At 71.1% G+C, this 25,947-nt stretch carries 25 protein-coding genes; 12 read left to right on the top strand and 13 right to left on the bottom strand.

The annotated features are described in order from the left end of the window. Positions 1-17 precede the first annotated feature (17 nt). Complete coding sequence (locus AC06E6_RS09955; RefSeq protein WP_478061173.1) at positions 18-2,117, bottom strand: M13 family metallopeptidase; 2,100 nt, start codon at positions 2,115-2,117, stop codon at positions 18-20. Positions 2,118-2,421: 304 nt separating this feature from the next. Between AC06E6_RS09955 and AC06E6_RS09950 the strand changes: the two genes are divergently transcribed. Next, positions 2,422-5,355 carry a bifunctional diguanylate cyclase/phosphodiesterase gene (locus tag AC06E6_RS09950; protein ID WP_478061171.1) on the top strand — a complete coding sequence of 978 codons (2,934 nt, stop codon included), beginning with the start codon at positions 2,422-2,424 and terminating at the stop codon, positions 5,353-5,355. Here the strand turns inward: AC06E6_RS09950 and AC06E6_RS09945 are convergent. After that, the gene (locus tag AC06E6_RS09945) at positions 5,347-6,255 is read right to left on the bottom strand and encodes a LysR family transcriptional regulator (protein WP_240212925.1); all 909 of its coding nucleotides are present in this window, start codon (positions 6,253-6,255) and stop codon (positions 5,347-5,349) included. The genes AC06E6_RS09950 and AC06E6_RS09945 overlap by 9 nt on opposite strands. 101 nt (positions 6,256-6,356) lie before the next feature. Between AC06E6_RS09945 and AC06E6_RS09940 the strand changes: the two genes are divergently transcribed. Together AC06E6_RS09940 and AC06E6_RS09935 are read left to right on the top strand one after the other, a co-directional pair. Next, positions 6,357-7,154, top strand: a complete 798-nt coding sequence (locus tag AC06E6_RS09940; protein ID WP_478061169.1) for a DODA-type extradiol aromatic ring-opening family dioxygenase — start codon at positions 6,357-6,359, stop codon at positions 7,152-7,154. Between the two features lie 115 nt (positions 7,155-7,269). Further along, positions 7,270-8,916, top strand: a complete 1,647-nt coding sequence (locus tag AC06E6_RS09935) for a Na+/H+ antiporter (protein WP_478061168.1) — start codon at positions 7,270-7,272, stop codon at positions 8,914-8,916. 43 nt (positions 8,917-8,959) lie between these two features. Here the strand turns inward: AC06E6_RS09935 and AC06E6_RS09930 are convergent, their stop codons facing one another. Continuing rightward, positions 8,960-9,208 carry a DUF3297 family protein gene (locus tag AC06E6_RS09930; protein ID WP_240212928.1) on the bottom strand — a complete coding sequence of 83 codons (249 nt, stop codon included), beginning with the start codon at positions 9,206-9,208 and terminating at the stop codon, positions 8,960-8,962. A 119-nt stretch (positions 9,209-9,327) separates the two neighbouring features. On the opposite strand from AC06E6_RS09930, the gene AC06E6_RS09925 reads away from it, so the two are divergent. Further along, positions 9,328-9,870: a DUF6630 family protein gene (locus AC06E6_RS09925; protein ID WP_240212929.1), complete on the top strand. Its 543-nt coding sequence runs from the start codon at positions 9,328-9,330 to the stop codon at positions 9,868-9,870. Between the two features lie 89 nt (positions 9,871-9,959). Here AC06E6_RS09925 and AC06E6_RS09920 read toward each other — a convergent pair whose 3' ends face one another. The 5 genes from AC06E6_RS09920 to msrB form a co-directional block, all read right to left on the bottom strand. Continuing rightward, entirely contained in the window at positions 9,960-10,235 is a 276-nt protein-coding gene (locus AC06E6_RS09920; RefSeq protein ID WP_104937899.1) for a DUF4031 domain-containing protein, read from the bottom strand. A gap of 14 nt (positions 10,236-10,249) precedes the next feature. Beyond that, on the bottom strand, positions 10,250-10,765 hold the full coding sequence (locus AC06E6_RS09915) for a hypothetical protein (RefSeq protein WP_478061165.1): 516 nt from the start codon (positions 10,763-10,765) through the stop codon (positions 10,250-10,252). Positions 10,766-10,844: 79 nt separating this feature from the next. Then, positions 10,845-11,819, bottom strand: coding sequence for a flagellar motor protein MotB (gene motB / locus AC06E6_RS09910; RefSeq protein WP_478061164.1), 975 nt, complete (start codon positions 11,817-11,819; stop codon positions 10,845-10,847). 3 nt (positions 11,820-11,822) lie between these two features. After that, positions 11,823-12,677 carry a flagellar motor stator protein MotA gene (motA, locus tag AC06E6_RS09905; RefSeq protein WP_182336037.1) on the bottom strand — a complete coding sequence of 285 codons (855 nt, stop codon included), beginning with the start codon at positions 12,675-12,677 and terminating at the stop codon, positions 11,823-11,825. A 72-nt stretch (positions 12,678-12,749) separates the two neighbouring features. After that, positions 12,750-13,217, bottom strand: a complete 468-nt coding sequence (msrB, locus tag AC06E6_RS09900) for a peptide-methionine (R)-S-oxide reductase MsrB (protein ID WP_104937903.1) — start codon at positions 13,215-13,217, stop codon at positions 12,750-12,752. Positions 13,218-13,342: 125 nt separating this feature from the next. Between msrB and AC06E6_RS09895 the strand changes: the two genes are divergently transcribed. After that, positions 13,343-13,720, top strand: a complete 378-nt coding sequence (locus AC06E6_RS09895; protein ID WP_478061161.1) for a classical arabinogalactan protein 4 — start codon at positions 13,343-13,345, stop codon at positions 13,718-13,720. A 381-nt stretch (positions 13,721-14,101) separates the two neighbouring features. Here the strand turns inward: AC06E6_RS09895 and AC06E6_RS09890 are convergent, their stop codons facing one another. After that, positions 14,102-14,581: a winged helix-turn-helix transcriptional regulator gene (locus AC06E6_RS09890; RefSeq protein WP_104937905.1), complete on the bottom strand. Its 480-nt coding sequence runs from the start codon at positions 14,579-14,581 to the stop codon at positions 14,102-14,104. Positions 14,582-14,782: 201 nt separating this feature from the next. Here AC06E6_RS09890 and AC06E6_RS09885 point away from each other — a divergent pair, with 201 nt between their 5' ends. Both AC06E6_RS09885 and alr read left to right on the top strand, forming a co-directional pair. After that, the gene (locus AC06E6_RS09885; protein WP_161614299.1) at positions 14,783-16,051 is read left to right on the top strand and encodes a D-amino acid dehydrogenase; all 1,269 of its coding nucleotides are present in this window, start codon (positions 14,783-14,785) and stop codon (positions 16,049-16,051) included. Continuing rightward, a complete protein-coding gene (gene alr, locus AC06E6_RS09880) occupies positions 16,051-17,127 on the top strand; it encodes an alanine racemase (RefSeq protein ID WP_478061159.1) in 1,077 nt (358 codons plus the stop codon). The genes AC06E6_RS09885 and alr overlap by 1 nt, the downstream gene beginning before the upstream one ends. Positions 17,128-17,199: 72 nt before the next feature. Here the strand turns inward: alr and AC06E6_RS09875 are convergent, their stop codons facing one another. Next, positions 17,200-17,769, bottom strand: coding sequence for a DUF3016 domain-containing protein (locus tag AC06E6_RS09875; RefSeq protein WP_478061158.1), 570 nt, complete (start codon positions 17,767-17,769; stop codon positions 17,200-17,202). A gap of 178 nt (positions 17,770-17,947) precedes the next feature. On the opposite strand from AC06E6_RS09875, the gene AC06E6_RS09870 reads away from it, so the two are divergent. The 4 genes from AC06E6_RS09870 to AC06E6_RS09855 all read left to right on the top strand — a co-directional run bounded on the left by AC06E6_RS09870 (position 17,948) and on the right by AC06E6_RS09855 (position 22,506). Beyond that, the gene (locus tag AC06E6_RS09870) at positions 17,948-19,966 is read left to right on the top strand and encodes a hybrid sensor histidine kinase/response regulator (protein ID WP_478061157.1); all 2,019 of its coding nucleotides are present in this window, start codon (positions 17,948-17,950) and stop codon (positions 19,964-19,966) included. 76 nt (positions 19,967-20,042) lie between these two features. Continuing rightward, entirely contained in the window at positions 20,043-21,098 is a 1,056-nt protein-coding gene (locus tag AC06E6_RS09865; protein WP_240212935.1) for a class I SAM-dependent methyltransferase, read from the top strand. Further along, on the top strand, positions 21,095-21,802 hold the full coding sequence (locus AC06E6_RS09860) for a pseudouridine synthase (RefSeq protein ID WP_240212936.1): 708 nt from the start codon (positions 21,095-21,097) through the stop codon (positions 21,800-21,802). The genes AC06E6_RS09865 and AC06E6_RS09860 overlap by 4 nt, the downstream gene beginning before the upstream one ends. Further along, a complete protein-coding gene (locus AC06E6_RS09855) occupies positions 21,799-22,506 on the top strand; it encodes an HAD family hydrolase (RefSeq protein WP_240212937.1) in 708 nt (235 codons plus the stop codon). The genes AC06E6_RS09860 and AC06E6_RS09855 overlap by 4 nt, the downstream gene beginning before the upstream one ends. 93 nt (positions 22,507-22,599) lie before the next feature. On the opposite strand, the gene AC06E6_RS09850 is transcribed toward AC06E6_RS09855, so the two are convergent. The 3 genes from AC06E6_RS09850 to AC06E6_RS09840 form a co-directional block, all read right to left on the bottom strand. Further along, positions 22,600-23,148: a DUF1415 domain-containing protein gene (locus AC06E6_RS09850; protein WP_240212938.1), complete on the bottom strand. Its 549-nt coding sequence runs from the start codon at positions 23,146-23,148 to the stop codon at positions 22,600-22,602. 114 nt (positions 23,149-23,262) lie between these two features. Continuing rightward, positions 23,263-23,748 (bottom strand): YajQ family cyclic di-GMP-binding protein, encoded by a 486-nt coding sequence (locus AC06E6_RS09845; protein ID WP_104937912.1) that lies wholly within the window; start codon positions 23,746-23,748, stop codon positions 23,263-23,265. Positions 23,749-23,808: 60 nt separating this feature from the next. Then, positions 23,809-24,909: a serine hydrolase domain-containing protein gene (locus AC06E6_RS09840; RefSeq protein ID WP_240212939.1), complete on the bottom strand. Its 1,101-nt coding sequence runs from the start codon at positions 24,907-24,909 to the stop codon at positions 23,809-23,811. Between the two features lie 81 nt (positions 24,910-24,990). Between AC06E6_RS09840 and AC06E6_RS09835 the strand changes: the two genes are divergently transcribed. Beyond that, a complete protein-coding gene (locus tag AC06E6_RS09835; RefSeq protein ID WP_240212940.1) occupies positions 24,991-25,902 on the top strand; it encodes a DMT family transporter in 912 nt (303 codons plus the stop codon). Positions 25,903-25,947: the final 45 nt, after the last annotated feature.

Below are 25,947 nucleotides of genomic sequence, written 5' to 3'. Positions count from 1 at the left end.
CGGCGGGCGGCGCGGCGTCACCAGACCTTGACCCGCTTGTCCGGGGCCAGGTACAGCGCCTGGCCTTGCTCCACCCCGAACGCCGGATACCACGCATCGAGATTGCGCACGGTCAGTGCGCGGAACTGGCCCGGCGCGTGCACGTTGGTCAACAGCGAGTTGCGCAGCGCCTGTTCGCGCATCTTGCTGCGCCAGGCCTGGGCGAAGCCGAGGAAGAAGCGCTGGTCCGGGGTGAAGCCCTCCAGGTCCTGCGCCGGCTTGCCCTGCCGCGCCAGGCGGTAGGCGTCGTACGCGGTCGCCAGCCCGGCCACGTCGGCGATGTTCTCGCCCAGGGTCAGGCGGCCATTGACGTGCACCCCCGGAAACGGCGCGTAACCGCTGAACTGCGCGGCCAGCGCGTCGCCGGCGGCGTTGAACCGCTTCAGGTCTTCGGCCGTCCACCAGTTGTGCAGCCTGCCGGTCTCGTCGAACAGCGCGCCGGCGTTGTCGAAGCCGTGGCTGATCTCATGGCCGATCACCGCGCCGATGGCGCCGTAGTTCACCGCGTCGTCGGCCGCGGGGTCGAAGAACGGCGGCTGCAGGATCGCGGCCGGGAACACCAGCCGGTTCTCCAGCGGCACGTTCATCGCGTTGATGGTCTGCGGCAGCATCGCCCATTCGCCGTGGTCCACCGGCTGGCCGAGCTTGGCGATGTTACGCCGGTACTCGAACAGCGCCGCGCGCTGCGCGTTGCCCAGCGCGTCGTCGCGCTTCACTTCCAGCGCGCCGTAGTCGCGCCACTTGTCCGGGTAGCCCATGCCCACCTTGAGCCCGGCGACCTTGGCCTTGGCATGCGCCTTGGTCTCCGGCGACATCCACTGCAGCGCGTCGATGCGCCTGGCGAAGGCGGCGATGATGTTCCTGGCCATCTCGTCGGCGCGCGCCTTGGTGACGGCGTCGAAATGACGCGCGACGTAGAGCTTGCCGACCGCCTCGCCAAGGGCGTTGTTGGTCTCGTCGACGGCGCGCTTCCAGCGCTCGCTCTGTTGCGGGGTGCCGCTCATCGCGGTGCCGTGGAAGGCGAAGTGCGCATCGGCGAATGCCTTGGGCAGGTACGGCGCGGCCTCGTCCAGGGCGCGGAACGCGAGGTATTCCTTCCATGTGTCCAGCGGTTCGCTGGCGACCAGCCTGGACAACCCGGCTACCGCCCGTGGCTGCCAGACGATGAAATCCTGCTGCGCCGACAGGCCGGCCGCGTCCAGGAACGCCGCCCAGTCCAGGCCCGGCGCCTTCGCCGCCAGCTCGGACTGTTTCCAGGCATTGGCGCCCTTTTCGACGTCGTTGGTTTCTTCCTGGGTGGCGTGCACGCGCGCGATCCGCGTTTCCAGCGCGACGATGCGCGCGGCCTTGGCCGCGGCGGCGCTGTCGCCGGACAGTTCCAGCAACCGCGCGACGTAGCCCTCGTAGGCCTTGCGCAGCTCGGCCATGCGGCCGCCTTGCAGGTAGAAGTCGCGGTCGGGCATGCCCAGCCCGCCCTGCACCAGGTAGGGCACGTTGCGGTCCGGCTGCAGCAGGTCCACCGACACCCACAGGCCGAACAGGTGCGGGGTGTAGAAATGGGTGGCGTTGAGCAGGTCGACATCGGCGCGCAGGCTGGCGCCCAGTGCCCGCGCCAGCGCCTGGCGGTCGCCGATGCCGGCGATGGCCTGCAGCTGCGGCTGCAGCGGTGCCACGCCGCGCGCCTCGATGGTGGCCTCGTCCATGAACGCGGCGTAGTAGTCGCCGATCCTGCGCGCCTCGCCGTCGCTGGCGCGCGTGGCTTCTTCCAGGATCGCGCGGGTGTCGCCCAGGGTCTTCTCGTAGATGATGTTGAAGCTGCCGTAGCTGGAACGGTCGGCCGGGATCGTGGTGCGCTGCACCCACTGGCCGTTGGCGAAATCGAAGAAGTTGTCGCCGGCGGCCACGCTGCGGTCCATGCCGGAGACGTCGAAGCCGAAACTGCCCAGTTGCGGCCGGGCGCTGGCAACCGGGGTGGCGGTGGCGGCAGCGTCGCCGGTGGGAGCCTCGCCGCCGCCGCAGCCGCCCAGTGACAGCGCGGCCCCGAGAGCGAGTGCGAGGATCGAACGTTGCAGGGCCATGGCGGTTCCGGAATCTGGGATGGAGTGCGCAGTCTAGTGCCGCACCCGCGCCCGCGCCTTGCCGATTGCGGTACTTCTGGCATGCCGACTCTTCCCGTCCGGGGCGTTTGTACTGCATGCTGTGGAACGGACATCGACAGCGACTTCCGGGGAGGACGGAAGTCGCGTTGCGTGCGTGCGGCGCGGCGCGAACCAGGCGGCCGGCCGCGTGCGGCCGGCGGTTTCCGATGGCGCAGGGGACAACGAGCGAGACCATGCACGCACAGCGAATGCCGACGCAGGGAAGATGCGGGTGCCCCGGGGCATGAGCCAGCCGTTGCGCCAGGTCGTCGTGTTCGGTGCCGTGATCGCGCTGTTGCTGGCGGCGACCCTGGCGATCATGTTGTGGAACGACCGCGGCAGCCGCCTGCAGGCGGCGCAGCGCCAGAGCATGGCCCTGGCGACCGGCAGCGACCGCCTGCTGCGGGCGGAACTGACCACGATGGAACGCGCACTGCGCGGCGCCGCCCGCGACGGCCGCGAATACTACCGGCAGGTGCCGGAGCGGGCGCCGGCGCTGCTCGCCGCCAGCGTGCGCGGCACGCTCGAACGCAATACCGACCTGGCCGCGATCACCGTGGTCGACGATGCCGGCATGCCGCTGGGCGAAGGCCGCGGCGATCCGACGCTCGCGCAATGGGTGGTGCCGGAGAACCGCGTGCTGGCCGGCGAGCTGTATGTCGGCGGGCTGGAGGCGCTGCCCGGCGGTGGCATGGTGCTGTTGACCGCGGTGCCGGTGCAGCCGGGCCAGTGGCTGCTGGCGCGCGTGCGGCTGGCGGTGTTCCAGCGCGTGGTCAGCGGCCTGGATACCGGCCGCAGTGGCGTGGTCTCGATCAGCAGCCGCCAGGGCGCGCTGCTGGCGCACAGCCTGGATCCGTCGGCGGTGGAGCGGCCGCTGCCGCGGCCGCTGCGGCCGCTGCCCGGGTCGGACCAGGTGCAGGCGCTGGGGGTGGCGACCAGTCCGCTGGACGGCGTGCGCCGCGTCGTCGCGGTGAGCGTGCCGCACGATTACCCGCTGATCCTGTTCGCCGGCCTGTCCTACGACGAGGTCATGGCGCCGTGGCGCACATATTTCCTCGTCGCCTGCGGCATCTACCTGCTGTACCTGTGCGGGTTCGCGTACCTGTACGCCAGCATGCGCCGCGGCGCGCTGCGCCAGGCGCGGCTGGCCGACGAGCTGCGTGCCGGCGCGGCGGAGCTGGCGCTGGCGCACCAGGTCGGCAAGGTGGGGACCTGGTCGATCGACCGCAAGGACGGCACCCTGCGCTGGTCGGCGCTGACCCGGCGGATGTTCGCGCTGCCGGTGCGGCAGGCGCGGCTGGAGGAGTTCTACGCGCACGTGCACGAGGAAGACCGGCCGTGGCTGCGCCAGCAGGTCCAGCAGGCGACCGAAGCCGGGCGCGCGGTCAACGCGCTGTTCCGCCTGGTGCTGCGCGACGGCTCGGTGCGCTGGCTGTCCGCGCGCGGCGAGCGCGTGCAGGGGCTGGGGCCGCACCCGCGCATGACCGGCGCGGTCACCGACATCACCGAGCGGGTCCGCAGCGAAGCCCGGGTGCAGCGCGCCGAACACCAGTTCCGGCTGGTGTTCGACCGCAACCCCGCCCCGTTCTGGATCTTCGACCTGGACACCCTGCAGTTCCTCGAGGTGAACCAGGCGGCGATCGACCAGTACGGGTACAGCCGCAGGGAATTCCTCGCCATGACCATCCTCGACATCCGCCCGGAGGAGGCCAGGGAGGAGATCCGGCGCACGCTGGAGGCGTCGCGCGACGGCAGTTCGCCGGCGCCGCGGGTGCGCATGCACCGGCGCCGCGACGGCAGCCTGTTCGAGGTGCTGGCGCATATGGCGCGGCTGGAATTCGACGGGCGCCCGGCGTGCCTGGTGCTCGCCGAGGATGTCAGTCAGCGGTTGGCCTATGAACGCGACCTGGCCTGGCGTGCCAGCCACCACCCCGGCACCGGGCTGCTGACGATCGAGGCGCTGGCCGAGCGCCTGGACGCCAGCGGCGCCGGCTACACCATCGTCCATGCGCAGCTGCGCGGGCTGCAGATGGTGACCGATACCCTGGGCCGCGAAGCCGGCGACGAGGTCCTGCAGGCGATGGTGGCCCGGCTGGAAACGCTGGGCACGCGCTATGGCCTGCTGGCCTACCAGCCGGCGGAGGATTTCGTGCTGGCGGTGGCGCAGGAGCACGATCCCGCGCAGGCGCTGGAGGCACTGCGCGCGGCGGTATCCGAACCGGTGCGCGGCCGCGATTCCTTCCACCAGCTGGAACCGCGCATCGGCGTGGCCGGCAACCCCGGCGATGGCACCAGCGCCGACCTGGTGCTGGGCCGCGCCGCCCAGGCCGCGCACGCCGCCCGCGAGAACGGGGTGGTCGTACTGCGTTTCGACCACACCCTGGCACAGCGCCATGCCGACCGCCTGCAACTGGCCGGGCGCATCCACCTGGCCATCGAGCGCGACGAGTTCGAGCTGTACTTCCAGCCGATCCGCCATGCCGCCGACGGCTCGCCGGCGGTGCTCGAAGCGCTGCTGCGCTGGCCACAGCCCGACGGCAGTTTCATCCCGCCGTCGGATTTCATCCAGTTGTGCGAGGACACCGGGCAGATCATCGCGCTCGGCCGCTGGGTGATCCGCGCCGCGGCCCGCGCCAGCCGCGTGCTGGCCGACAACGGCTGGGCCGGGCTGCCGGTGGCGGTCAACGTGTCGGCGGTGCAGTTGTTCAACAGCGACCTGGTCGGCGAGTTCACCCACGCCGCCGCCGAGCACGGGCTGCCGCCGGGCGCGCTGCAGATGGAGCTGACCGAGAGCAGCCTGATGCGCAACCCGGCGCAGGCGATGCAGGTGCTGGAGAGCCTGAGCGCCAATGGCATCGCGGTGGCGCTGGACGATTTCGGCACCGGGTTCTCCAGCATGTCCTACCTGCAGCACCTGGCGCTGGATTCGCTGAAGATCGATCGTGCGTTCGTTGCCGACGTGGAACGCAACCCGCGCAACGCGGCCATCTGCCGCGCACTGTTGTCGCTGGGGCACAGCATGGGACTGGTGGTGATCGCCGAGGGCGTGGAGACCGAGGGCCAGCTCGACTGGCTGGTGGCGCACGGCTGCGACCAGGTGCAGGGCTACCTGCTGGGCCGGCCGATGCCGCTGCGCGAACTGCTGGCGCTGCTGGCGCTGGCGCCCGACTCAGCGTGAGCCAGGGGGGGCGGCGTCCGCGCCGAGCCGTTCCACCAGGTAGTCGATGAAACTGCGCACCTTCGGCGCCAGGTGGCTGCGGCTGGCATAGACCGCATGGATGCCGACCGGCGGCAGCCGCCAGTCGGCCAGTACCGGCACCAGGCGGCCGTCGGCCAGGGCCTGGCCGACGATGAAATCCGGCTGCGCGATGATGCCCATGCCGGCGATGGCGGCCTCGCGCAGTACCTCGCCGTTGTTGGCGCGCATGCGCGCGGCCACCGGCACGCTTACCTCGCCCTGCGGCCCCTGCAGTTGCCAGCTGTCGCCCCCGGCCCAGTAGCTGTAGGCCAGGCACGCGTGCCGCGACAGGTCGTCCGGGTGTTGCGGGGTGCCATGCCGCGCCAGGTAGGCCGGCGCGGCGCACAGCACGATGGCCGCTTCGGCCAGGCGCCGGGCGATCAGCGAAGGCGCCGGCTGGCGGGTGATGCGGATCGCCAGGTCGAAGCCTTCCTCGACCATGTCCACCTGGCGGTCGGACAGCGACAGGTCCAGTTCCACCTGCGGATGGCGCCCGGCATAGCCGGGCAGCAACGGCGCCAGGCGGGCGATGCCGTAGCTGACCGGCGCGTTGATCCGCAGCCGGCCCGAGGGCTGCAGCGCCTGCGCCCCGACCGAGGCCTCCAGCGCGTCGAACTCGGCCAGCAGCTGCACGCAGCGCTGGTAGTAGGCGGCGCCGGTGCTGGTCGGGCTGACCCGCCGCGTGGTGCGGTTGAGCAGGCGTGCGGACAGGCGCTTTTCCAGCGCGGCGACCTGCCGGGTGACGGCGGCGGTGGACAGGTCCAGGGCCTGCGCGGCGGCGCTGAAACCATTGCGCTCGACCACCGCGACGAACACCCGCATGGCATCGATGGTGTCCATTGTTTCCGCTTTGGCAATAAAACGTTGATGCCGAGGTTATTTGTTGCCGGGCGCCGCGGCAATAACCTGTGTGGCATCGCATCGCCCCCTTGGAGTTCCCCATGCCATCGACATCGCTGCCGTCCCTGTACATCTCGCACGGGTCGCCGATGACCGCGCTGCAGCCCGGTGCGGTGGGGCCGCGCCTGGCCGAGCTGGCTGCCGCGCTGCCGCGCCCGCGCGCCATCGTGATGGCCTCGGCGCACTGGCTGGGCCGCACGCCGACGGTATCGGTGGCGGAGCGGCCGCGGACCATCCACGATTTCGGCGGCTTTCCCGAGGCGCTCTACCAGTTGCAGTACCCGGCGCCCGGCGCGCCGGAACTGGCGCAGGACGTGGCGGCGCGCCTGGCCGCGGCCGGGCTGTCGCCGCTGATCGATCCGCAGCGCGGGCTCGACCACGGCGCCTGGGTGCCGTTGCGCTTCCTCTACCCGCAGGCCGACATCCCGGTGCTGCAGCTGTCGATCCAGCCGGCGCTGGGCCCCGCGCACCAATGGGCGATGGGCCGCGCGCTGGCGCCGCTGCGCGCGGACGGGGTGCTGCTGGTCGGCTCGGGCAGCATCACCCACAACCTGCACGACTGGCACCACTACGCGCAGGGCGGGGAGGCGCCGTACGTGCGTCCGTTCATCCAGTGGGTGGAGCAGAAGCTGCACGCCGATGACGTGCCGGCGCTGCTGGACTACCGCCGCCAGGCGCCGTTCGCCGAACAGGCGCACCCCACCGACGAGCACCTGCTGCCGCTGCATTTCGCCATGGGCGCGGCCGGCACGGACCGGCTCGGCGCGCGTCGCATCGACGCCGGCATCGACATGGGCTTCCTGGCGATGGACATCTACCGCTTCGACGGCGCGGAATAGGTCCGGCGCTTCCTGCGCGGATACCCGCCGCCCCATCGGCGGCGGCGCGTGCCTGTGATAGTTTTTCCGCGTTGTTCCAACCGTCGCTGCCATGGTGGTGACTTCGTGGAGAGGCATGAACACGATCGAAGTCGTTCTGGCGATGCTGGTGGCGGTGGTCGCCAGCGGCTACCTGGTCAGGATCCTGCCGTTCTCGCTGCCGTTGCCGCTGGTGCAGATCGGCCTGGGCGCATTGATCGCCGGCGTGTTCAAGCGCGGCCATGCGCTCGAGCCGGACATGTTCTTCCTGCTGTTCCTGCCGCCGCTGCTGTTCCTTGACGGCTGGCGCATCCCCAAGCAGGGCCTGTTCCGCGACAAGGGCGCGATCCTGGAACTGGCGTTCGGGCTGGTGGTGTTCACCGTGGTCGGCGCCGGCCTGCTGATCCACTGGCTGATCCCGGCCATGCCGCTGGCGGTGGCGTTCGCGCTGGCGGCGATCGTCTCGCCCACCGACCCGGTCGCGGTGGGTGCCATCGCCTCGCGGGTGCCGATTCCCAAGCGGCTGATGCACATCCTGGAAGGCGAATCGCTGCTCAACGACGCCTCCGGCCTGGTCTGCTTCCGCTTCGCGGTGGCCGCGGTGATGACCGGCAGCTTCTCGCTGGCGCAGGCCTCGCTGACCTTCCTGTGGGTGGCCTTCGCCGGCCTGGCCATCGGCGTGGCGGTGACCCTGGGCGTGTCCACCTTCCAGCGCTGGCTGTGGCGCAGCTTCGGCGAGGAGCCGGGCGCGGCGCTGCTGGTCAACCTGCTGATCCCGTTCGCCGCCTACCTGCTGGCCGAGGAGTTCAACGCGTCGGGCATCCTCGCCGCGGTCGCCGCCGGCATCACCATGAGCTATGTCGAGCTGACCGGCCGCATCAGCGGCAGCATGCGGGTGCAGCGCGCGGCGGTGTGGAGCACCGTGCAGTTCAGCTTCAACGGCATCATGTTCGTGCTGCTGGGCGAGCAGCTGCCGGGCATCGTGCGGCGCGCGGTGGATACGCTGGCGGTCACCGGGCACAGCGACTGGTGGTGGCTGGCGATCTACGTGGTGGCGATCAACGCCATGCTGGTGGTGCTGCGCCTGGTGTGGGTGTGGCTGTCGCTGCGCTGGAACCTGCTGCGCGCGCGCTGGCGCGGCGAGGCGCGTGCGAACCAGACCTCGTGGCGGGTGGTGCTGGCGATGTCGGTGGCCGGCGTGCGTGGCGCCATCACCCTGGCCGGCGTGCTGACCCTGCCGCTGATGGTCCCCGGCGGCGAGCCGTTCCCGGCGCGCGACCTGGTGATCTTCCTGGCCGCGTCGGTGATCCTGGTCTCGCTGCTGGGCGCGAGCCTGCTGCTGCCGCGGCTGCTGCGCGGGCTGGAGCTGCCGCGGGACGACGACAGCCGGCGGGTCGAGGACCTGGCCCGCACGCTGTCGTCCAAGGCCGCGCTGGCCGCGGTGGAGAAAGCCCGGCAGCAGCTGGTCGAGGGCCAGACCACCACCAACGTGCAGCTCTACAACGACGCCGCGGCGCGGGTCAGCCTGCTGTACCAGCGCAATCTGGAGAAGGGGCAGGGCCCCGACGAGGACCCGGAGAAGGTGCGGCGCATGGAGCAGGCCTACCGCAGCCTGCGCGCGGCCGGGCTCACCGCCGAGCGCGAGGAACTGTTCCGCCTGACCCGGCACGGGCAGATACCCGACGAGGTCGCGCGCAGGCTGATCCGCAACCTGGACCTGCTGGAGAGCCGGCAGCGGGATTGAGCCCGCGGCCGGCATTGCCGGCGCCCGCGCGGGGCGCCCTGGCTTACTTCCTGTTCAATTCCAGGAAATACGGCTCGACCGTGCCGTTGATCTTCAGTGTCATCGGGTTGCCGCGGCGGTCGCGGGCCTTGCCGGCCTGCACCCGGATCCAGCCTTCGCTGACCGAGTACTCCTCCACGTCATCGCGCTCGATGCCGTTGAAGCGCACGCCGACGCCGCGTTCGAGCGCGGCCGGGTCGTGGAACGGGCTGCTGGGGTTCACCGCCAGGCGGTCGGGAGGGGTATCGCTCATGATCTGTGTTCGTTGACGGCCACCGTGGCCCTCTTCATGCGCACAAGGATAACCGTTGCCGCTTCCGCTGCCGTGCGCGTGGCGGCAGAATGCGCGCCATCACGCAGTGGAGCGCCGCCATGCCCGACAACAGTGCCGATTACGAAGATTCCGACGAACTGCTGCCGACCTTCGACGAGGACGACCATCCGGCGCGGGTGTGGAACCTGCTGTGGCTGGTCAACCCGGGCGACGAGGAGGCCGCGCTGCAGCAGTTCGATGCCTGGCGCGAGGCGCGTGCCGGCGCCGAGCACGACAGCGGCGACGAGCAGTGGCTGTGGGACCTGAAGGACGCGATCGACTGGCGCGCCGGCTTCTACGTGGACTGGAAGGACATCGATTCGTTCGTGGCCGCGATCGACGAGCTGGCCGCGCGCTGGAACCTGCGCATCGACTGGGGCGGGGACCTGGACGACGAGGATTTCGCGCAGGATCTCGACGTGCCGGCGCTGATGGCGACCGCGCACGACCGCCTGCGCGAGCATGGCTACACGCTGTGGAACTGGAACACCGGCGGCGACGACTATGCCGGCTGGATCGCGCTCAGCCGTGACGACGAGGCGATGCTGGCGCTGTGCTCGCTGCTGGGCGTGGAAGTGCGGCCGGGCAGCGACCCGTTCTGAATCCCGCCGCGCGTGGCTGCGGGGCTTGTCCCGCCGCCGCTGGCGGACGTGGCAGGTGCCGCGGCAGGCGTGCGCGGCGAGCCCCGCGCCTACGGCTGGTATTGCGCGCGCGCGTTGGCGATGACCCGCCGCACCAGGTCGCGGTCGGTGTGGCGCGAGATGGCGCGCGCGCCCAGCGCGATGGCGGTATCGCGCAGCGCCGCCGGCACGTCGTAGTGCGCGCCGCTGCGGCGGTTCTGGAATGCCCGCCGCGGAATCCCGAGCTGCTGCGCCATGGCATGCAGCTCGGGCAGGGTGTCGGCCAGCAGATGCGCCCAGCGCTCGCCGCGCCAGGGGTGTACCGCATCGTCGATATAGACCGTCACCGCGGCGCCACCGCTCAGGCCTGCGGCTTGTCGCCGGCCTCGGCCGCTGCTTCGCCTGCGTCGGCGTCCACGGCGTCCACGGCGTCCACGGCGTCCACGGCGTCCACGGCGTCATTGCCGGCGTCCGCGACCGCGGCGTCCTCGCCTTCGACGCCCTCGAACTCGGCGACCAGGCCGGCCAGGTAGTCGTCGGCGCTCTTGCCTTCGGCCGCGGCGGCGGCGTCGATCAGCTGCTGCAGCTGCTCCGAATACTCCAGCGCGACCTTGCGGCCTTCCTTCTCCTGCACGTTGGCCAGGTGCTTGAGCATGGCCAGCATCGGCACCGGGTTGTCGGCGTTGCCCATGGTCTGGCCGCCGACGGACAGCAGCCACTGCCGCCCCTGCAGGCCGATGGCGGCGACCACCTGGCCTTCTTCGTTCACCAGCACGGCGTGGTTCTGCACCTGCTGCTGCGCGTCCAGGCGCAGGAACGGGCGGCGGGGCTGCTGCTTCTTGCGCTTGTCGCGCTTGGCTTTGGACTGCTTGGACATGAGGGCTGCACAAAAGGAAACGGCCGCCATTGTAGGCGGCCGCTTCGCTGGTTGCCGAACCGGCGCGTCGCGCGGCCGTTCAGTCGACGCCCGGGCCGGGTGCGGCACCGGCCGCTGCGTCGCCGCCGGCAGGCGCGGCAGCTGGGGCAGCGGCGGATCCACCCGGAGCGGGCAGCGCGGCGATCGCCGACAGCGCGGCGGCTTCGGCCTCCCTGGTCATCACCACGATGCTGATGCGGCGGTTGATCGGGTTCTGCGGGTCGGTCTTGTCGAACAGCACCGACGACGACAGCCCGACCACCCGCGCCACCTTGTCCTCGCCCATGCCGCCTTCCAGCAGCGCGCGGCGCGCGGCGTTGGCGCGGTCCGCGCTCAGTTCCCAGTTGCTGTAGCCCAGCTGCGTGGAATAGGCGGTGATGTCGGTGTGGCCGCTGATGCTGATGTGGTTGGGCACCTGGTTGATGAAGTGCGACAGCTCGCGCAGGATCTCGCGCGTGTACGGCATCAGCTTGGCGCTGCCCATGTCGAACATCGGCCGGTTCTGCTTGTCCACGATCTGGATCCGCAGCCCTTCGGAGGTGATGTCCAGCAGCAGCTGGTCCTTGAACGGCTCCAGCGCCTGGCTCTTGCTGATCGCTTCCTCCAGCTCCTGCTTCAGCGCCTCCAGCTGCTGCTTCTCGCGCTCGCGTTCGTCCACCGGCGTGGGGATCGACTCGCGCTGGTTCTGGAACGGGTCGTTGCTGTTGCCGCGGGAGATGTCGGTGGCACCGCCGAGCTTGATCATCGAGGTGCTGGCGCCGCCGGGCCCGGCCATGCCCGGCGCCGGGGTGGAGCTGGTGCCGCTCAACGGGCTCGGGTTGCGGAAATACTCGGAAATGGCCGCGCGCTCGGGCTTGCTGGTGGAGGCCAGCAGCCACATCACCAGAAAGAACGCCATCATCGCGGTGACGAAGTCGGCGTAGGCGACCTTCCACGAGCCGCCGTGGTGGCCGCCGCCCTGGATCTTCTTCACGCGCCGCACGATCACCGTGGGCTTGGCATCGTTGCTGGCCATGGCTTATTTGACCGACTTCAGGTGCTGCTCGAACTCGGTGAAGCCCGGGCGCAGTGCCGACGGCACGGTCTTGCGCGCGAACTCCAGGGCGATCTTCGGGTTGTAGCCGCGCAGGCAGGCCAGCAGCGCGGTCTTGACCGATTCGTAGATGCGCGAATCCTGTTCGGCGCGGGCCTCCACCGCGGCCGCGACCGGGCCGATGAAGCCGTAGCCGAGCAGGATGCCGAGGAAGGTGCCCACCAGGGCGCCGGCCACGTGCGCGCCGACTTCCTTGATGTCGCCGCCGATCGAGCCCATGGTGATCACGATGCCCAGCACTGCCGCGACGATGCCGAAACCGGGCAGGCCGTCGGCCACCTTGGTCAGCACGTGCGCCGGCTCCATGGCCTCGTGGTGGTGTTTTTCCAGCTCCAGCTCCAGCAGCGGTTCCAGCTCGTGCGGCTCGATGTTGGAGCCGATCATCAGCCGCAGGCAGTCGGTGATGAAGTCGATCAGGTGGTGGTCGGCCTGGATCTTCGGGTAATTGGCGAAGATCGGGCTCTCGGCGGCGTTCTCCACGTGCTCCTCGAGCGACATGAAGCCCTCGCGGCGCGCCTTGTTGAGCAGTTCGTACAGCAGGCTCAGCACGTCCAGGTAGTCCTGCTGCTTGTAGCGCGGGCCCTTGAACACGCCGACCACGGCCTGCAGCGTCTTCTTCACCGTCTTGGCCGGGGTGCCGACCAGGAACGCGCCCAGTGCCGCGCCGCCGATGATCACCAGTTCATAGGGTTGCCACAGCGCGCCGAGCTTTCCGTGCGCGCCGACATAGCCACCGAGCACGCTGAGGATGACGACAAGCAGACCGACGATGATGAGCATGGGCGCGGGACACGGGAGGGGATATCCCGTTGTCGGCCGCGCCGGCCGGAACTGAAGGGGGAAAGTGTGAACTCAGTCGGCGGGCATTGCTTCGGCCCCGCCGCGCCGCAGCGGGTCCGGCCAGCGCTCGCCGCGGCCGACGAAGGACAGCGAAACCGAGTTCAGGCAATGCCTTTCGAAGGTCGGCGGGGGGCCGTCCGGGAACACATGGCCCAGGTGGCTGCCGCAGCGGGCGCAGACGATTTCCGTGCGCACCATCCCGTGGCTGGTGTCGCGGATGCGGCCGACATGGGCCGGGTCGAACGGGGCGAAGAAGCTGGGCCAGCCGGTGCCCGAGTCGAACTTGGTGCTGGAGCGGAACAGCGGCAGGCCACACAGCCGGCAGCAGTAGGTGCCTTCGCGCTTGTTGTCCAGGAACACGCCGCAGAACGGCGCCTCGGTGCCGTGATGCAGCAGGACGCGCTTTTCGTCGTCGCCCAGGCCGGCGACCAGGGCGTCGCGCCGGGCGGCATCGGGGGGAGTCAGGTCGAAAGCGGTCATGGCCGCGCCTCCAGGGGGGAGGCCCCATGGTAGGGCGCGGCCGGCGCTGCTCCAACCGTGGCGGTTAACCCGCCTGCAGCGGCGCAGGTGCATCATGGCCAGACATGGACCCGTGGGAGTACCCGATGAAACGGATTGCCCTGCTGTTGACCACGCTGCTGGCGGCCACCCCGGCCCTGGCCCAGCTCAAGCCCACGCCGGCGCCGACCGAGACCCGGCCGGTGAGCCTGCCGCCGCCCTCGAAACCGGCCAGTGACGCCACCGGCCAGGCGGCCGACAACGCGCGCCTGCGCGAGCGGCTGGAAGATTCGGCGGGCAAGGCGGCCCCGGTCCGGCCCCGGCCGGCGGCCAAGCCGCAAACGGCCCAGGTGCCGGTGTACGACCAGGAAGGGCGACGGCTCAACGGCATGCGCCCGGCCGGCCCGGGGCGGGTGATGGACACCCGTACCGGGCGCTACCACGACACCGTGCCCAGCGGCGACGGCGTGCGCATCGTGCGCTGAGCGGCCGCGGGCCTGACCGCCGGCAACGCGCGCCGCGCAGGCATCCCTGCGGTGGCCGGAACCACCGTGCCCTGGCGCCTGCTTGACCCTTCCCGGGCGCACTGTGCGCAGGCGGGGTCAATGCGCGCCACTGCCGTACCGGCGTACCGGGTGTCCAACCTATACCACCCCCCTCCGAACCCGGGGCATGCCCCGCAGCGCCGGCCAGCCGGCGCCGCAGGAACCGTCGCGGCCGTCGAAGATGGCCAGCGCCAGCCAAGCCGCGGGCAAGGCGGACAAGCAGGCGCACAAGGCGCCGGAGCGGGACCGCCGCTGGCAACGCGACGGGCGTTGCGGGGTGAGCCAGCGGCGGGCCTGTCCCGCCGCTTTGCCGTCGCCGGCTCAGTCGGCGATGGGCAGGCTGAGCGTTTCCTTTACTTCCTCCATCACGATGTAGCTCTTGGATTCGCGCACGTGCGGCAGGGTCAGCAGGGTGCTGCCGAGCAGCTTGCGGTAGGAGGCCATCTCGTTGATGCGCGCCTTGATCAGGTAGTCGAAGTCGCCCGAGACCAGGTGGCACTCCAGCACGTTGGGCAGCTTCAGCGCGGCGCGGCGGAACTCCTCGAAGATATCGCCCGACTTGTAGGCCAGCGAGATCTCCACGAATACCAGCAGCCCCGCCTTGAGGTACTGCGGGTCCAGCCGCGCGTAGTAGCCGGTGATCACCCCCTCGCGCTCCAGCCGGCGCACGCGCTCGGTGCACGGGGTGGTGGACAGGCCCACCCGTTCGCCCAGTTCGGTGAAGGAAATGCGGCCTTCGGCCTGCAGGATGCGCAGGATCCGGCGGTCGATCTTGTCCAGTTCGCGGCTGCGGGCGGCCATGGGTGCTCTGTTTTGCGTGAAGGAAACGGGAAATTACCCTGTTTTATCCGCCAATACGGGGAAAAACACTGGAATGGGCTGAATATACTGCGCCGTTCATGGCCCCTGCGCGATCCGGCGCAGGGAATTGACAGGGTCAGGGCCTGCCGCCATCCCCCGCCGCGCCTGCGCCGGGCGCGCGCAGGTTCCCAGGAGACGACGATGCGGGTTCTGATACTCGGCAGTGGTGTGATCGGCACGACCAGTGCCTGGTACCTGCGACAGGCGGGCCACGAGGTCACGGTGGTGGACCGGCAGCCCGGCCCGGCGCTGGAGACCAGCTTCGCCAACGCCGGCCAGCTCTCCTTCGGCTACACCTCGCCGTGGGCCGCGCCCGGGGTGCCGCTGAAGGCGATCAAGTGGCTGTTCCAGGAGCACGCGCCGCTGGCCATCCGCCCGACCGCCGACATCGCCCAGTACCGCTGGCTGTGGCAGATGCTGCGCAACTGCACCGCCGGCCGCTATGCGATCAACAAGGCGCGCATGGTGCGCATGTCCGATTACAGCCGCGACTGCATCAACGAGCTGCGCGCGGCCACCGGCATCGACTACGAGGGCCGCCAGCTGGGCACCACCCAGCTGTTCCGCACCCAGCAGCAGCTGGATGCCGCCGCCCAGGACATCGAGGTGCTGCGCCAGTACGGCGTGCCGTATGAAGTGCTGGACCGCCAGGGCATCGTCCGCGTGGAGCCGGCGCTGGCCGGCACCGCCGACACCCTGGTCGGCGCGCTGCGCCTGCCCGAGGACCAGACCGGCGACTGCCAGCTGTTCACCCACAAACTGGCCGCGCTGGCCGCCGCCGCCGGGGTCGAGTTCCGCTTCGACCAGGACGTGGCGGGACTGCAGCGCGACGGCGACCGCATCACCGGGGTGCGCATCGGCGGCCGGCTGGAGACCGCCGACCGGTACGTGGTCGCGCTGGGCAGCTATTCGCCGCAGTTGCTGGCGCCGCTGGGCATGCGCCTGCCGGTATACCCGCTCAAGGGCTATTCGCTGACCCTGCCGATCACCGACCCGGCGATGGCGCCGACCTCGACCATCCTGGATGAGAGCTACAAGGTGGCGGTCACCCGCTTCCAGGACCGCATCCGCGTCGGCGGCATGGCCGAGGTGGCCGGTTTCGACCTGTCGCTGGACCCGCGCCGGCGCGCCACCCTGGAAAAGGTCGTGGGCGATCTCTACCCGCACGGCGGCGACCTGTCGCGCGCCGAGTTCTGGACCGGCCTGCGCCCGGCCACCCCCGACGGCACCCCGGTGGTGGGCGCCACCCCGTACCGCAACCTGTTCCTCAACACCGGCCACGGCACGCTCGGCTGGACCATGGCCGCCGGTTCCGGGCGCTACCTGGCCGACCTGATGGACGGCCGGACGCCGCAGATCAGCAGCGAAGGCCTGGATATCTTCCGCTACGGCGGCCAGGAGCGCGGCTGATGCGCCCGGCACAGGCCCTGATCGACCTGGACGCGCTGCGCGGCAATTACCGGCTGGCGCGCGAGCTGGGCGGCGGCAAGGCGCTGGCGGTGATCAAGGCCGACGCCTACGGCCACGGCGCGGTCGCCTGCGCGCGCGCGCTGGAAGCCGAGGCCGACGGCTTCGGCGTGGCCTGCATCGAGGAGGCGCTGGAGCTGCGCCAGGCCGGCATCCGTAAGCCGGTGCTGCTGCTGGAGGGCTTCTTCGACGCCGCCGAACTGCCGCTGATCGTCGAGCACGAGCTGTGGACCGTGGCGGCCTCGCCGTGGCAGGTCGAGGCGCTGGCCGCGTTCAGCACCGACGCCACCGTGCAGGTCTGGCTGAAGCTGGACAGCGGCATGCACCGGCTGGGACTGGGAGTGGACGAGTTCCGCGCCGCGCACGCGCGGCTGTCGGCGCTGCCGCACATCGCGCCGATGGTGCTGATGAGCCACCTGGCGCGCGCCGACGAGCTGGACAGCCCGCGCACGCTGGAACAGCTGGAAACCTTCAACCGCGCCATCGACGGCCTGCCGGGCGAGACCAGCCTGTGCAACTCGCCGGCGCTGCTGGGCTGGCCGCAGGTGCGCAGCGACTGGGTGCGCCCCGGCCTGATGCTGTACGGCGCCGACCCGCTGTACCCGCAGCCGGGTCCGCACGCGGCACGGCTGCGGCCGGTGATGACCCTGCAGTCGCGGGTGATCGCGGTGCGCGAGATCGGCGTCGGCGAGCCGCTGGGCTACGGCGCGCGCTTCGTCGCGCAGCGCCCCACGCGCGTGGGCGTGGTGGCCATGGGCTACGCCGACGGCTATCCGCAGTTCGCGCCCAACGGCACCCCGGTGCAGATCGACGGCGTGCCCGGCCAGCTGATCGGGCGGGTGTCGATGGACATGCTCACCGTCGACCTGACCGATCACCCGCAGGCCGGGCTGGGCAGCGTCGTACAGCTGTGGGGAACCTCGCCGACGATTTCCGAGCTGGCGCCGCGCTGCAACACCAGCGCCTACCGGCTGCCGTGCAGCCTCAAGCGCACCCCGCGCGTCTATCTGTCGCAATAGGCAACAGAAAAGGGCCGCGAACGCGGCCCTTTTCCTTTCGTTCCCCTGCGCTCGCGCGCACCACTGCCGACATCAGAGCCCGGCGGTGGCGCGGTCCTCGCGCAGTTCGCGGCGCAGCCAGTCGTCGAGCAGGCGCTTCTCGTAGCGCAGCGGATCGGTGTCGGACAGGCGCGTGGTGCCATACAGGTAGGCGTTGTCCACCAGCTTGCGCTCGCCCTGGTCGATCAACCGGCCCTGGGCGTCGGTGACGGTGAACTGCAGGTTGATCCGCGGCGGGTAGATGTTGCGCATGATGCGCACGTCGTCCAGGCGCGGGCCCTGCCACGGCTCGTAGTCGCCGGCGCGCTTGATGTCGGTGATGGTCACGCTCATCTGCTGCCCCTCCGGCAGCTTGCTGGATGCCTGCTTGCGCAGGTACTCGGCCAGGTCCACCACCCAGTTGCCGCGCTCGGCGTCCCAGCGATTGTGGCTCTGGCGCAGTTCGGTGAACCCGGACGGATCGTTCCACTGCACCTGCACCGGGCCTTCCTGGGCCAGGGCGCGCGGCGCCTGCGGGTCGGTGACAGTGGCGGGCCGGGCATCGGCGCTACCCGCCGCGAGCAGGCACGCCAGCGCCAGGGCGGTTACGGTCGGGGTTTTCATGACGAACCTCCGGAATCGGGTGTCCCTGCAGTGTGGGGGCGATCGCCGCGCCGGGCAATCGCCCGCCGCCCGGCGGTTGGAGCCGGGTTGCGGACGGTTCATCATCACATGCCGTGGATAGCCGGACGCCGAGACTTTTCCCTGTTGCGGCATCGCCGCGAGGACCCGATCAACCCCCTTGAGCACGCATCCATCCGAACTGGAGCCGTTCGTTCCGCCGCCGCAGGTCGTGGCGGGGCTGGACAGCGCGTCGCTGTACCAGGAGGTGTTCGAGGCCGCCGGTACCGGCTTCTGTGTGATCGAGGTGCTGTTCGACGAGGCCCGCGCGGTGGACTTCCTGCACTGCAGGGTGAACGCGGCCTTCGAGCGCATCACCGGGCTGGCCGGTGTCGCCGGGCGCCGCGCCACCGAGGTGCTGCCGGGGCTGGACGAGTACTGGTTCCGGGTGTTCGGGCGGGTGGTCGACGAGGGCGTGCCGGCGCAGTTCGAGCGTTACCTGCCACAGCTCGGGCGCTGGTACTCGGTCGAGGCGGTGCGGCTGGGGCCGGCGTCGGCGCGGCGGCTCGCGGTGCTGTTCGTCGACATCTCGCGGCGCAAGCAGATCGAGACCGAGCTGGCCGAAAGCGAGGCGCGCTTCAGCGCCCTGGCCGACGGCCTGCCGATGCCGGTCTGGGTACTGGATGACCTGGGCCACGTACGTTTCGTCAACAATGCCTTCGGCAGCTTCTTCGGCCTGCAGGCCGACCACCGCTTCGGGCCGCGCTGGTGGGAAGGGCTGCTGCACCCGGAGGACCTGAAGGTCTTCGAGTACGCATTGGAAGACGCGCTGGGCAACGAGCGCGAACTGCACCTGAGCGCGCGCCTGCGCCGCCATGACGGCCAGTGGCGGTGGCTGGAGATGAACGCCGCGCCGCGCTTCTCGGCCGATGGCCGCTTCATCGGCCTGGCCGGCAACAGCCCGGACATCACCGAGCGCCGCGAGATCGAGATGGCGCGCGAGGAGTTGCTGGGCGCCGAGCGTGCCGCACGCAGCGCCGCCGAGAGCATGGCCCGGGTCAAGGACGAGTTCCTCGCCACCCTGTCGCACGAACTGCGCACCCCGCTGACCACCATCCTGGGCTGGAGCGAACTGCTGCTGCAGCGCATGGAGGCCGACCATCCCATGCGCCGCGGGGTGGAGGTCATCGCCAGCAGCGCGCTGGCGCAGAAGCGGTTGATGTCGGACATGCTCGACCTGAGCAGCATGCTGCTGGGCAAGGTGCAGCTGGAGGTCGAGGTGCTCGACCTTGCCGAGCAGGTGCGCGAGGCCGTGCGCCTGCAGGAGCTGGCGGCGCAGGACAAGGCGCAGGCGCTGGTGGTCGATGTGCCGCGGGCGCCGTGCCCGGTGCTGGGCGATGCCACGCGGCTGCAGCAGGTGCTGTGGAACCTGCTGGCCAACGCCATCAAGTTCACCCCGGTCGAGGGCCGGATCGAGGTCGTGCTGCGGCAGGAGGACGGGCAATACGTGGTGGACGTGCGCGACAACGGCGACGGCATCGCGCCGGAGTTCCTGGCGCAGCTGTTCAGCCGCTTCAGCCAGGCCGACACCACCACCACCCGCCGCCATGGCGGCCTGGGGCTGGGGCTGGCCATCGCCAGGCAGTTGACCGAACTGCATGGCGGTTCGGTGTGCGCGCAGAGCGCGGGTGCTGGCCAGGGGGCCACGTTCAGCGTGCGCCTGCCGGCATACCGGGTGGAGAACGCCGGGCGGCCGCGGCGCACCGTGCAGCGGGTCGCGGCCGGCGAACAGGTGGTGGCCGGCCACGCGCTGGCCGGGACCCGGGTTCTGGCGGTGGAAGACCAGCCGGAGGTACTGGCCTATCTGCGACGGGTGCTGGAAGAGCAGGGCGCGCAGGTGGTGGCGGCGGCGTCGGCCGCAGAAGCGCTGGAGCTGCTGGACCTGCGTGGCCACGCCGCCTTCGATGTGCTGGTCAGCGACGTCGGCATGCCCGGCATGGACGGCTACGGGCTGGCACGCACGCTGCGCGAGACCATGGGCATTTCCGCGGCGGAGCTGCCGGCGGTCGCGGTGACCGCGCTGGCGCGGGGCGATGACCGCCGCCGCGCGCTGGCGGCCGGCTTCCAGGTGCACGTCGCCAAGCCGTACAGCGTGGCGCAGCTGGTAGGCGCGGTCCGCGAAGCCTGTACCGGCCGCTGAATCCACGCCGCGCGTGGCCGGCCCCGGCCCGGACGGGCCGCTAGAATGACCGGCTACGTTCCGCTGGATATCCGCGATGGCCGCCGCCCAAGACGCCCCGCTGCAGACCCTGTTCCTCCCGTTCGCCAGTGGCAGCCTGCCGTGGCCGCAGGGGCCGGTGCTGTTCCTGCGCGCCCGCGAGGGCTGGCCGCTGCGCGAGCATGCCGCGCCCGGGCAACTGGTGTGCGTGCAGAGTTTCCGGCCGTTCGCGCAGGCCCTGGAGCGCGGCGGCTGGGAGGTGCGCGACGAGGCCGCCGTGGAAGACACCGCCGCCACCTACCCGCTGGTGCTGGTGTTGCCGCCGCGCCAGCGCGACGAAGCGCGCGCGCTGCTGGCGCGGGCGCTGGCGCAGCTGGCGCCGGGCGGCGTGCTGGTCGCCTGCCAGGCCAACAGCGAGGGCGCGCGTTCGGGTGAAAGCGACCTGGAGCGCCTGGCCGGCCTCGGCGGCAAGCTCACCAAGAACCACTGCCGGGTGTACTGGAGCGCGCCGCGTGACGGCCACCACGACGAGGCGCTGCGCGCGCGCTGGGCGGCGCTGGATGCGCCGCGGCCGATCATGGACGGGCGCTTCCTCAGCCGCCCCGGGGTGTTCGCCTGGGACCGCATCGACCGCGCCTCGGCGCTGCTGGTCGAACAGCTGCCGCCGGACCTGGCCGGGCGTGGCGCCGACCTCGGCGCCGGCTGGGGCTATCTGTCGGCCGAGCTGCTGGCGCGCTGCCCCGCGGTGACCGCGCTGGACCTGTACGAAGCCGAGTCGCGGGCGCTGGCGCTGGCCCGCCACAACCTGGCCGGCAGCCGCGCGCAGCTGGATTTCCGCTGGCACGACGTCACCGCCGGCATCGACGGCCGCTACGACTTCGTCGTCTCCAATCCGCCGTTCCATACCCCCGCGCGCGAGGACCGGCCGGACATCGGCCAGCGCTTCATCGCCGTGGCCGCGCAGGCGCTGCGCCCGGGCGGGCGCCTGTTCATGGTCGCCAACCGGCACCTGCCGTACGAACAGATCCTCAACGACAGTTTCGGGCAGGTGCGCGTGGCGGCCGAGCGCGACGGCTTCAAGGTCATCGTCGGCACCCGCGGGGGCCGCGCATGAAGCTGGTCAAGCACATCGCCAACCTCGGTTATGGCAGCCGCAAGCAGGTGCAGTGGCTGTTCCGCGAGGGCCGCGTCACCGATGCCGATGGCGACGTGCTGTACGCCGACGACAAGGTCGCGCACGACGCCATCCGCATCGATGGCGAGCCGCTGGATCCGCCGCCGGGCCTGGCCCTGATGCTGCACAAGCCGACCGGCTATACCTGCTCGACCAAGGACCAGGGCCGGCTGGTCTATGACCTGCTGCCCACCCGCTTCCGTGACCGCTCGCCGCTGTTGTCCACGGTCGGCCGGCTGGACCGCGACACCAGCGGGCTGCTGCTGATGACCGACGACGGCGCGCTGCTGCACCGGATCGTGTCGCCGAAGTCGAAGCTGGACAAGGTCTACGAGGCGCGGCTGGCGCAGGACCTGCGCGGCGACGAGGCGGCGACCTTCGCCAGCGGCACGCTGTTGCTGGAATCGGAGGACAAGCCGCTGCTGCCGGCCGAACTCGAGGTGCTGGGCCCGCGGCACGCGCGCCTGACCCTGCACGAGGGCCGCTACCACCAGGTGCGGCGCATGTTCGCCGCGGTCGGCAACCACGTCGAAGCGCTGCACCGCAGCCGCATCGGCGGGCTGGCGCTGGACGGGCTGGCCGAAGGCCAGTGGCGGGTGCTGTCGGCCGCCGATCTGCAGGTCCTGTTCGGGGACGCGCCATGACCCTGCTGGCGTCGCTGGCGGCGCGGCCACAGGCGGTGATCTTCGACATGGACGGGCTGATGCTGGACAGCGAGCGCGCGCTGCTGGGCTGTCTGGCGCAGGCCGCTGCGGACGCCGGCCACCCGCTGCCCGAGGCGTTCCTGCTGTCGCTGATCGGCTCCAGCGACGCGCTCACCCGCCAGCGCATCGCCGGGCAGGTCGGCGCCGGTGCGGTGGATGCCCTGCTGCAGGATTCGTACGCGCGCTATGAACGGCTGGTGGCGGCCGGGGTGCCGCACCGCCCGGGCATCACCGACCTGCTCGACACCTTGGTCGCGCACGGCGTGCCGCGCGCGGTGGCCACCTCCACGCGGCGCCCGCTGGCGCTGCGTAAGCTCGAAAGCGCCGGGCTGCTGCGCTACTTCGAACACGTGGCGACCAGCAGCGACGTCGCCCACCCCAAGCCGGCGCCGGACATCTACCTGCTGGCCGCGGCGCGGCTGGGGGTCGAGCCACGCCACTGCCTGGCGCTGGAGGATTCGCCCACCGGCGTGCGCGCGGCGCTGGCCGCCGGCATGACCGTGATCCAGGTGCCGGACCTGCTGCAGCCGGACGCGGACGTGCGCGCGCTGGGCCATGCCATCGCCGGCTCGCTGCACGATGTGCGCGGGCTGCTGCTGCCGCTGCTGGACGGTCCGCCCGCGGCGCGCACGCGGGCCGGGTAAGGCGCGAACGGAACCCGGCCACGGCGACCGCGCCGGGCCGCCGCCTTCATCGGTTCCTTCGCCGCTGCGCGCCGGCGGCCGGGAGCGGCCGCCTCACTCCCCGTCCAGCAACCGCTTCCAGCCGTCCACGCCGAGCCTGTCCAGGGTGGCGATGTTGCGCTCGACGATCACGTCCGGGTCCGGGAACGCGGCCACCGCGCGTTCCACGCTGTCCTCGCGCAGCAGGTGCAGGGTGGGCCAGGGGGCGCGGTTGGTGTAGTTGCTGGCGTCGTCCGGCGCGGTGCCGGCGAACTGGTACTGCGGGTGGAAGCTGGCCACCTGCAGTACGCCCTGCAGGTCCAGTGCCTCCACCGCCGCGTCGGCGTTGTCCAGGAAGTCGTTGTAGTCGAGGAAATCGCTGAGCACCTGCGGGTGCACGATCAGCGTGGTATCGATCTGCTCGGCCGGCGTGTCGCGCAGCAGCAGCAGTTCCTCGGCCAGCTGCTCCAGCAGCGCCTCGGGCGTGCTGGCGTCGCTGAGCACGAAGCGCACCTGCTCCTTGACGTACACCGCCTTGGCGAACGGGCACAGGTTGAGCCCGATCACGGCCTTCTCCAGCCAGCGGCGGGTGTCGGCGATCGGGTCGTGGGCGGTGTCGTTCATGGCGGACAGGCGGGCAACGGGGCGGCCATTCTAGGCGATGGCGGGCCGTGCCGCGGCGCCGGCGCGCGGGCCGCCGCGGACATCACGCCGCGCCCGCGGGCCTGCCGCGCGCGCTCAGTCGCGGAAGTTGTCGAACTGCAGCGGCTGCTCGAACTCGCTCTTCTTCAGCAGCGCGATCGTTTCCTGCAGGTCGTCGCGCTTCTTGCCGTTCACGCGCAGCTTGTCGCCGTTGATCTGGGTGTCGACCTTGATCTTGGACTCCTTGATCTTCGCCGCGATCTGCTTGGCCAGCTTCTGCTCGATGCCCTGCTTGACCTTGACCTGCTGGCGCGCGCCACCGAGGTTGGTCTCGATGTCGCCGAACTCCATGCAGCGGAAGTCGATGCCGCGCGCGGCCAGGCGCTGCTTGAGGATGTCGGCCATCTGCTTGAGCTGGAAATCGCTGGGCGCGGCCAGTTTGATCAGCGCGTCACCCTCCTGCTCGAACTTCGCGTCCACGCCCTTGAAATCGAAGCGCGTGGACAGCTCGCGGTTGGCCTGGTCGATGGCGTTGGTCAGTTCGTGCTTGTCGACTTCGGACACGACGTCGAAGGAAGGCATGGGAGAGCTCCTGGCGGAAAAACAGCGGCCATTCTAGGCGATCGCCCGGTGGCGCCGTCGTCAGGGCGCGTCCTTCCACTGCGCATGCAGCAGGTTGGATACCGCGAAGCAGGCCGGCGCGTCCTTGTTGGACAGCACGATCACGGTTTCGCCGGTATGCGGGTAGGTGCGCACGTCGGTGCAGATGCCGTCGGCGCTGCCGCCATGCCCCCAGCGGAAGTCGCGTTCGGGCACGCCGGGGCCGTAGCCCGTGGCGAAGAAGCCCAGCCCCATGAACTCGTGCTGCGGCGTGGTCGCCTGCCTGAACAGCGGCAGGGGCAGCAGCCGGCCGTCAACCAGTGCCTGCACGAAGCGCAGCAGGTCGCTGGCCGGCGCCACCTGCCCGCCGGCGGCGAAACCGCGCGCCGGCAGCGTGGCGCAGTTGCGCACGCGCCTGCCCTCGACCTCGACATGGCCCGCCGCCAGGTCCGGCGCCGGGTCGTCGCAGTCGACGAAGCCGGTGCGGGTCATCCCGGCCGGCGCCAGCACATGCGCGCGGACGTAGGACTCGAAGTCCTGCCCGGACAGTACCTCGACCATCCGCCCCAGCACCACGTAGCCATAGTTGCCGTATTTCTGCTGCGTGCCCGGGGCGAACTGCGGTGCGCGCCGGCCGTGCAGGGCGATGATGTCGGCGGCGCTGCGCAGCCGCGCGCGCTCGGCCGCATGTGCGGCGCCGAACAGTTCGTCCACGTCGCCGGCGCCGGCGGTGTGGGTGAGCAGCTGCCGCACCGTCACCGTGTCGGCGAAGGCGCGGTTGGGGTAGTCCTCCAGCACCTCGCCGACGTGGCTGTCCAGGGTGATGCGGCCGGCGGCGACCTGCTGCAGGATCGCCACGCTGGTGAACATCTTGCCGGCGGACGCCAGGTTCAGGCGGTCATCGGCGTGCAGCGGTGCCTCGCCGGTCTCGTCGCGCAGGCCATAGGCCTTCTCGAACACCACCTGGCCATCGTGTGCGACCAGCACCACGCCGGAAAAGCGTCCGGCCGCCTCCAGCCCGAGGGCGAAACCGTCGAGCCGCGCCAGGTCGGTGGTGGCAGGCGCCTGCGCGGCGGCCGTCGCGCAGGCCAGGGACAGGGCCAGTGGGCCCAGGCAGCGAAGCGGGGTGGAAGCGACAGGCATGCATCCGGCTCCGGCGGAAGATGCGGCGAGCATAACGGCAGCGCGGCGGCGGTTGCCGGCGTGGCCTGCGATAATCGCGCCATGTCCGTTTCTTCCCCCCCTGTCTCGCGCTCCCCCGCCGCCGCCGTGGCGTGGATGCTGTCCGCCGTCGCCTTCTTTTCGCTGATGGACGCCGGCATGAAGCTGCTGTCGGCCAGCTACCCGACCCTGCAGGTCACCATGCTGCGCGGCGCCGCTTCGCTGCCGTTCGTCCTGGTGTGGGTGCTGGCCACCGCCGGCCCGCGCTCGCTGATCCCGGTGCGCTGGGGCCTGCACCTGCTGCGCGGCGCGCTGGGCATGGCCATGATCGGCTGCTTCGTCTACGCGTTGCGCAGCCTGCCGCTGTCCACCGCCTATTCGATCTATTTCGTCGCGCCGCTGCTGGTGGCCGCGCTGTCGGTGCCCTTGCTGGGCGAGCGGGTGGGGCCGCGGCGCTGGGTCGCGATCGCCATCGGCCTGGTTGGTGTGCTGGTGGTCCTGCGCCCGGGCGTGGACGGCTTCATCTCGCTGCCGGGGCTGATGGTGCTGCTGGCGGCCACCGCCTATGCCATCGCCGCGGTGACGGTGAGCCTGCTGACCCGCACCGACACCCCGCAGGCGATGGTGGTGTGGTTCCTGCTGATCATGGCGATCGGCGCCGGGCTGCTGGCGTGGCCGCAGTGGCAACCCCTGCAGTGGCGGCACGCCGGGCTGATCGCCGGCATGGGCCTGGCCGGTGCGCTGGGGCAGATCGCGCTGACCCGTGCCTTCCAGCTGGGGCAGGCGTCGATGATCGCGCCGCTGGAATACACCGGGCTGGTCTGGGTGATCGGCTGGGACCTGCTGCTGTGGGGCGTGCTGCCGGATCGCATGACCTGGGTCGGCGCGGCGATCATCGTCGCCAGCGGCCTGTACCTGCTGCACCGCGAGCGGGTCCAGCACGCGCGGCGGGCGGGGCAGGTGGACCACCCCTGACGGCCGTCCGGGCGTGCATAGAACCAAAAGGAATAAGATTCCCGC

The organism is Stenotrophomonas sp. Steno-Z10-HUANG (genome assembly GCF_056393075.1).
The sequence above is the reverse complement of the archived record's forward strand: the minus strand, read 5'-3'. Positions and strand labels throughout refer to the sequence as shown.

Excerpts from the sequence above, each read along its gene's own strand:
- AC06E6_RS09885 (WP_161614299.1), top strand. The coding sequence starts at position 14,783 with ATGCGGGTTCTGATACTCGGCAGTGGTGTGATCGGCACGACCAGTGCC.
- msrB (WP_104937903.1), bottom strand. The coding sequence starts at position 13,217 with ATGACCGCTTTCGACCTGACTCCCCCCGATGCCGCCCGGCGCGACGCC.
- AC06E6_RS09945 (WP_240212925.1), bottom strand. The coding sequence starts at position 6,255 with ATGGACACCATCGATGCCATGCGGGTGTTCGTCGCGGTGGTCGAGCGC.
- alr (WP_478061159.1), top strand. The coding sequence starts at position 16,051 with ATGCGCCCGGCACAGGCCCTGATCGACCTGGACGCGCTGCGCGGCAAT.
- AC06E6_RS09875 (WP_478061158.1), bottom strand. The coding sequence starts at position 17,769 with ATGAAAACCCCGACCGTAACCGCCCTGGCGCTGGCGTGCCTGCTCGCG.
- AC06E6_RS09840 (WP_240212939.1), bottom strand. The coding sequence starts at position 24,909 with ATGCCTGTCGCTTCCACCCCGCTTCGCTGCCTGGGCCCACTGGCCCTG.
- AC06E6_RS09895 (WP_478061161.1), top strand. The coding sequence starts at position 13,343 with ATGAAACGGATTGCCCTGCTGTTGACCACGCTGCTGGCGGCCACCCCG.
- AC06E6_RS09860 (WP_240212936.1), top strand. The coding sequence starts at position 21,095 with ATGAAGCTGGTCAAGCACATCGCCAACCTCGGTTATGGCAGCCGCAAG.
- AC06E6_RS09865 (WP_240212935.1), top strand. The coding sequence starts at position 20,043 with ATGGCCGCCGCCCAAGACGCCCCGCTGCAGACCCTGTTCCTCCCGTTC.
- motA (WP_182336037.1), bottom strand. The coding sequence starts at position 12,677 with ATGCTCATCATCGTCGGTCTGCTTGTCGTCATCCTCAGCGTGCTCGGT.
- motB (WP_478061164.1), bottom strand. The coding sequence starts at position 11,819 with ATGGCCAGCAACGATGCCAAGCCCACGGTGATCGTGCGGCGCGTGAAG.
- AC06E6_RS09930 (WP_240212928.1), bottom strand. The coding sequence starts at position 9,208 with ATGAGCGATACCCCTCCCGACCGCCTGGCGGTGAACCCCAGCAGCCCG.
- AC06E6_RS09955 (WP_478061173.1), bottom strand. The coding sequence starts at position 2,117 with ATGGCCCTGCAACGTTCGATCCTCGCACTCGCTCTCGGGGCCGCGCTG.
- AC06E6_RS09935 (WP_478061168.1), top strand. The coding sequence starts at position 7,270 with ATGAACACGATCGAAGTCGTTCTGGCGATGCTGGTGGCGGTGGTCGCC.
- AC06E6_RS09940 (WP_478061169.1), top strand. The coding sequence starts at position 6,357 with ATGCCATCGACATCGCTGCCGTCCCTGTACATCTCGCACGGGTCGCCG.
- AC06E6_RS09925 (WP_240212929.1), top strand. The coding sequence starts at position 9,328 with ATGCCCGACAACAGTGCCGATTACGAAGATTCCGACGAACTGCTGCCG.
- AC06E6_RS09915 (WP_478061165.1), bottom strand. The coding sequence starts at position 10,765 with ATGTCCAAGCAGTCCAAAGCCAAGCGCGACAAGCGCAAGAAGCAGCAG.
- AC06E6_RS09890 (WP_104937905.1), bottom strand. The coding sequence starts at position 14,581 with ATGGCCGCCCGCAGCCGCGAACTGGACAAGATCGACCGCCGGATCCTG.
- AC06E6_RS09845 (WP_104937912.1), bottom strand. The coding sequence starts at position 23,748 with ATGCCTTCCTTCGACGTCGTGTCCGAAGTCGACAAGCACGAACTGACC.
- AC06E6_RS09850 (WP_240212938.1), bottom strand. The coding sequence starts at position 23,148 with ATGAACGACACCGCCCACGACCCGATCGCCGACACCCGCCGCTGGCTG.
- AC06E6_RS09950 (WP_478061171.1), top strand. The coding sequence starts at position 2,422 with ATGAGCCAGCCGTTGCGCCAGGTCGTCGTGTTCGGTGCCGTGATCGCG.
- AC06E6_RS09835 (WP_240212940.1), top strand. The coding sequence starts at position 24,991 with ATGTCCGTTTCTTCCCCCCCTGTCTCGCGCTCCCCCGCCGCCGCCGTG.
- AC06E6_RS09855 (WP_240212937.1), top strand. The coding sequence starts at position 21,799 with ATGACCCTGCTGGCGTCGCTGGCGGCGCGGCCACAGGCGGTGATCTTC.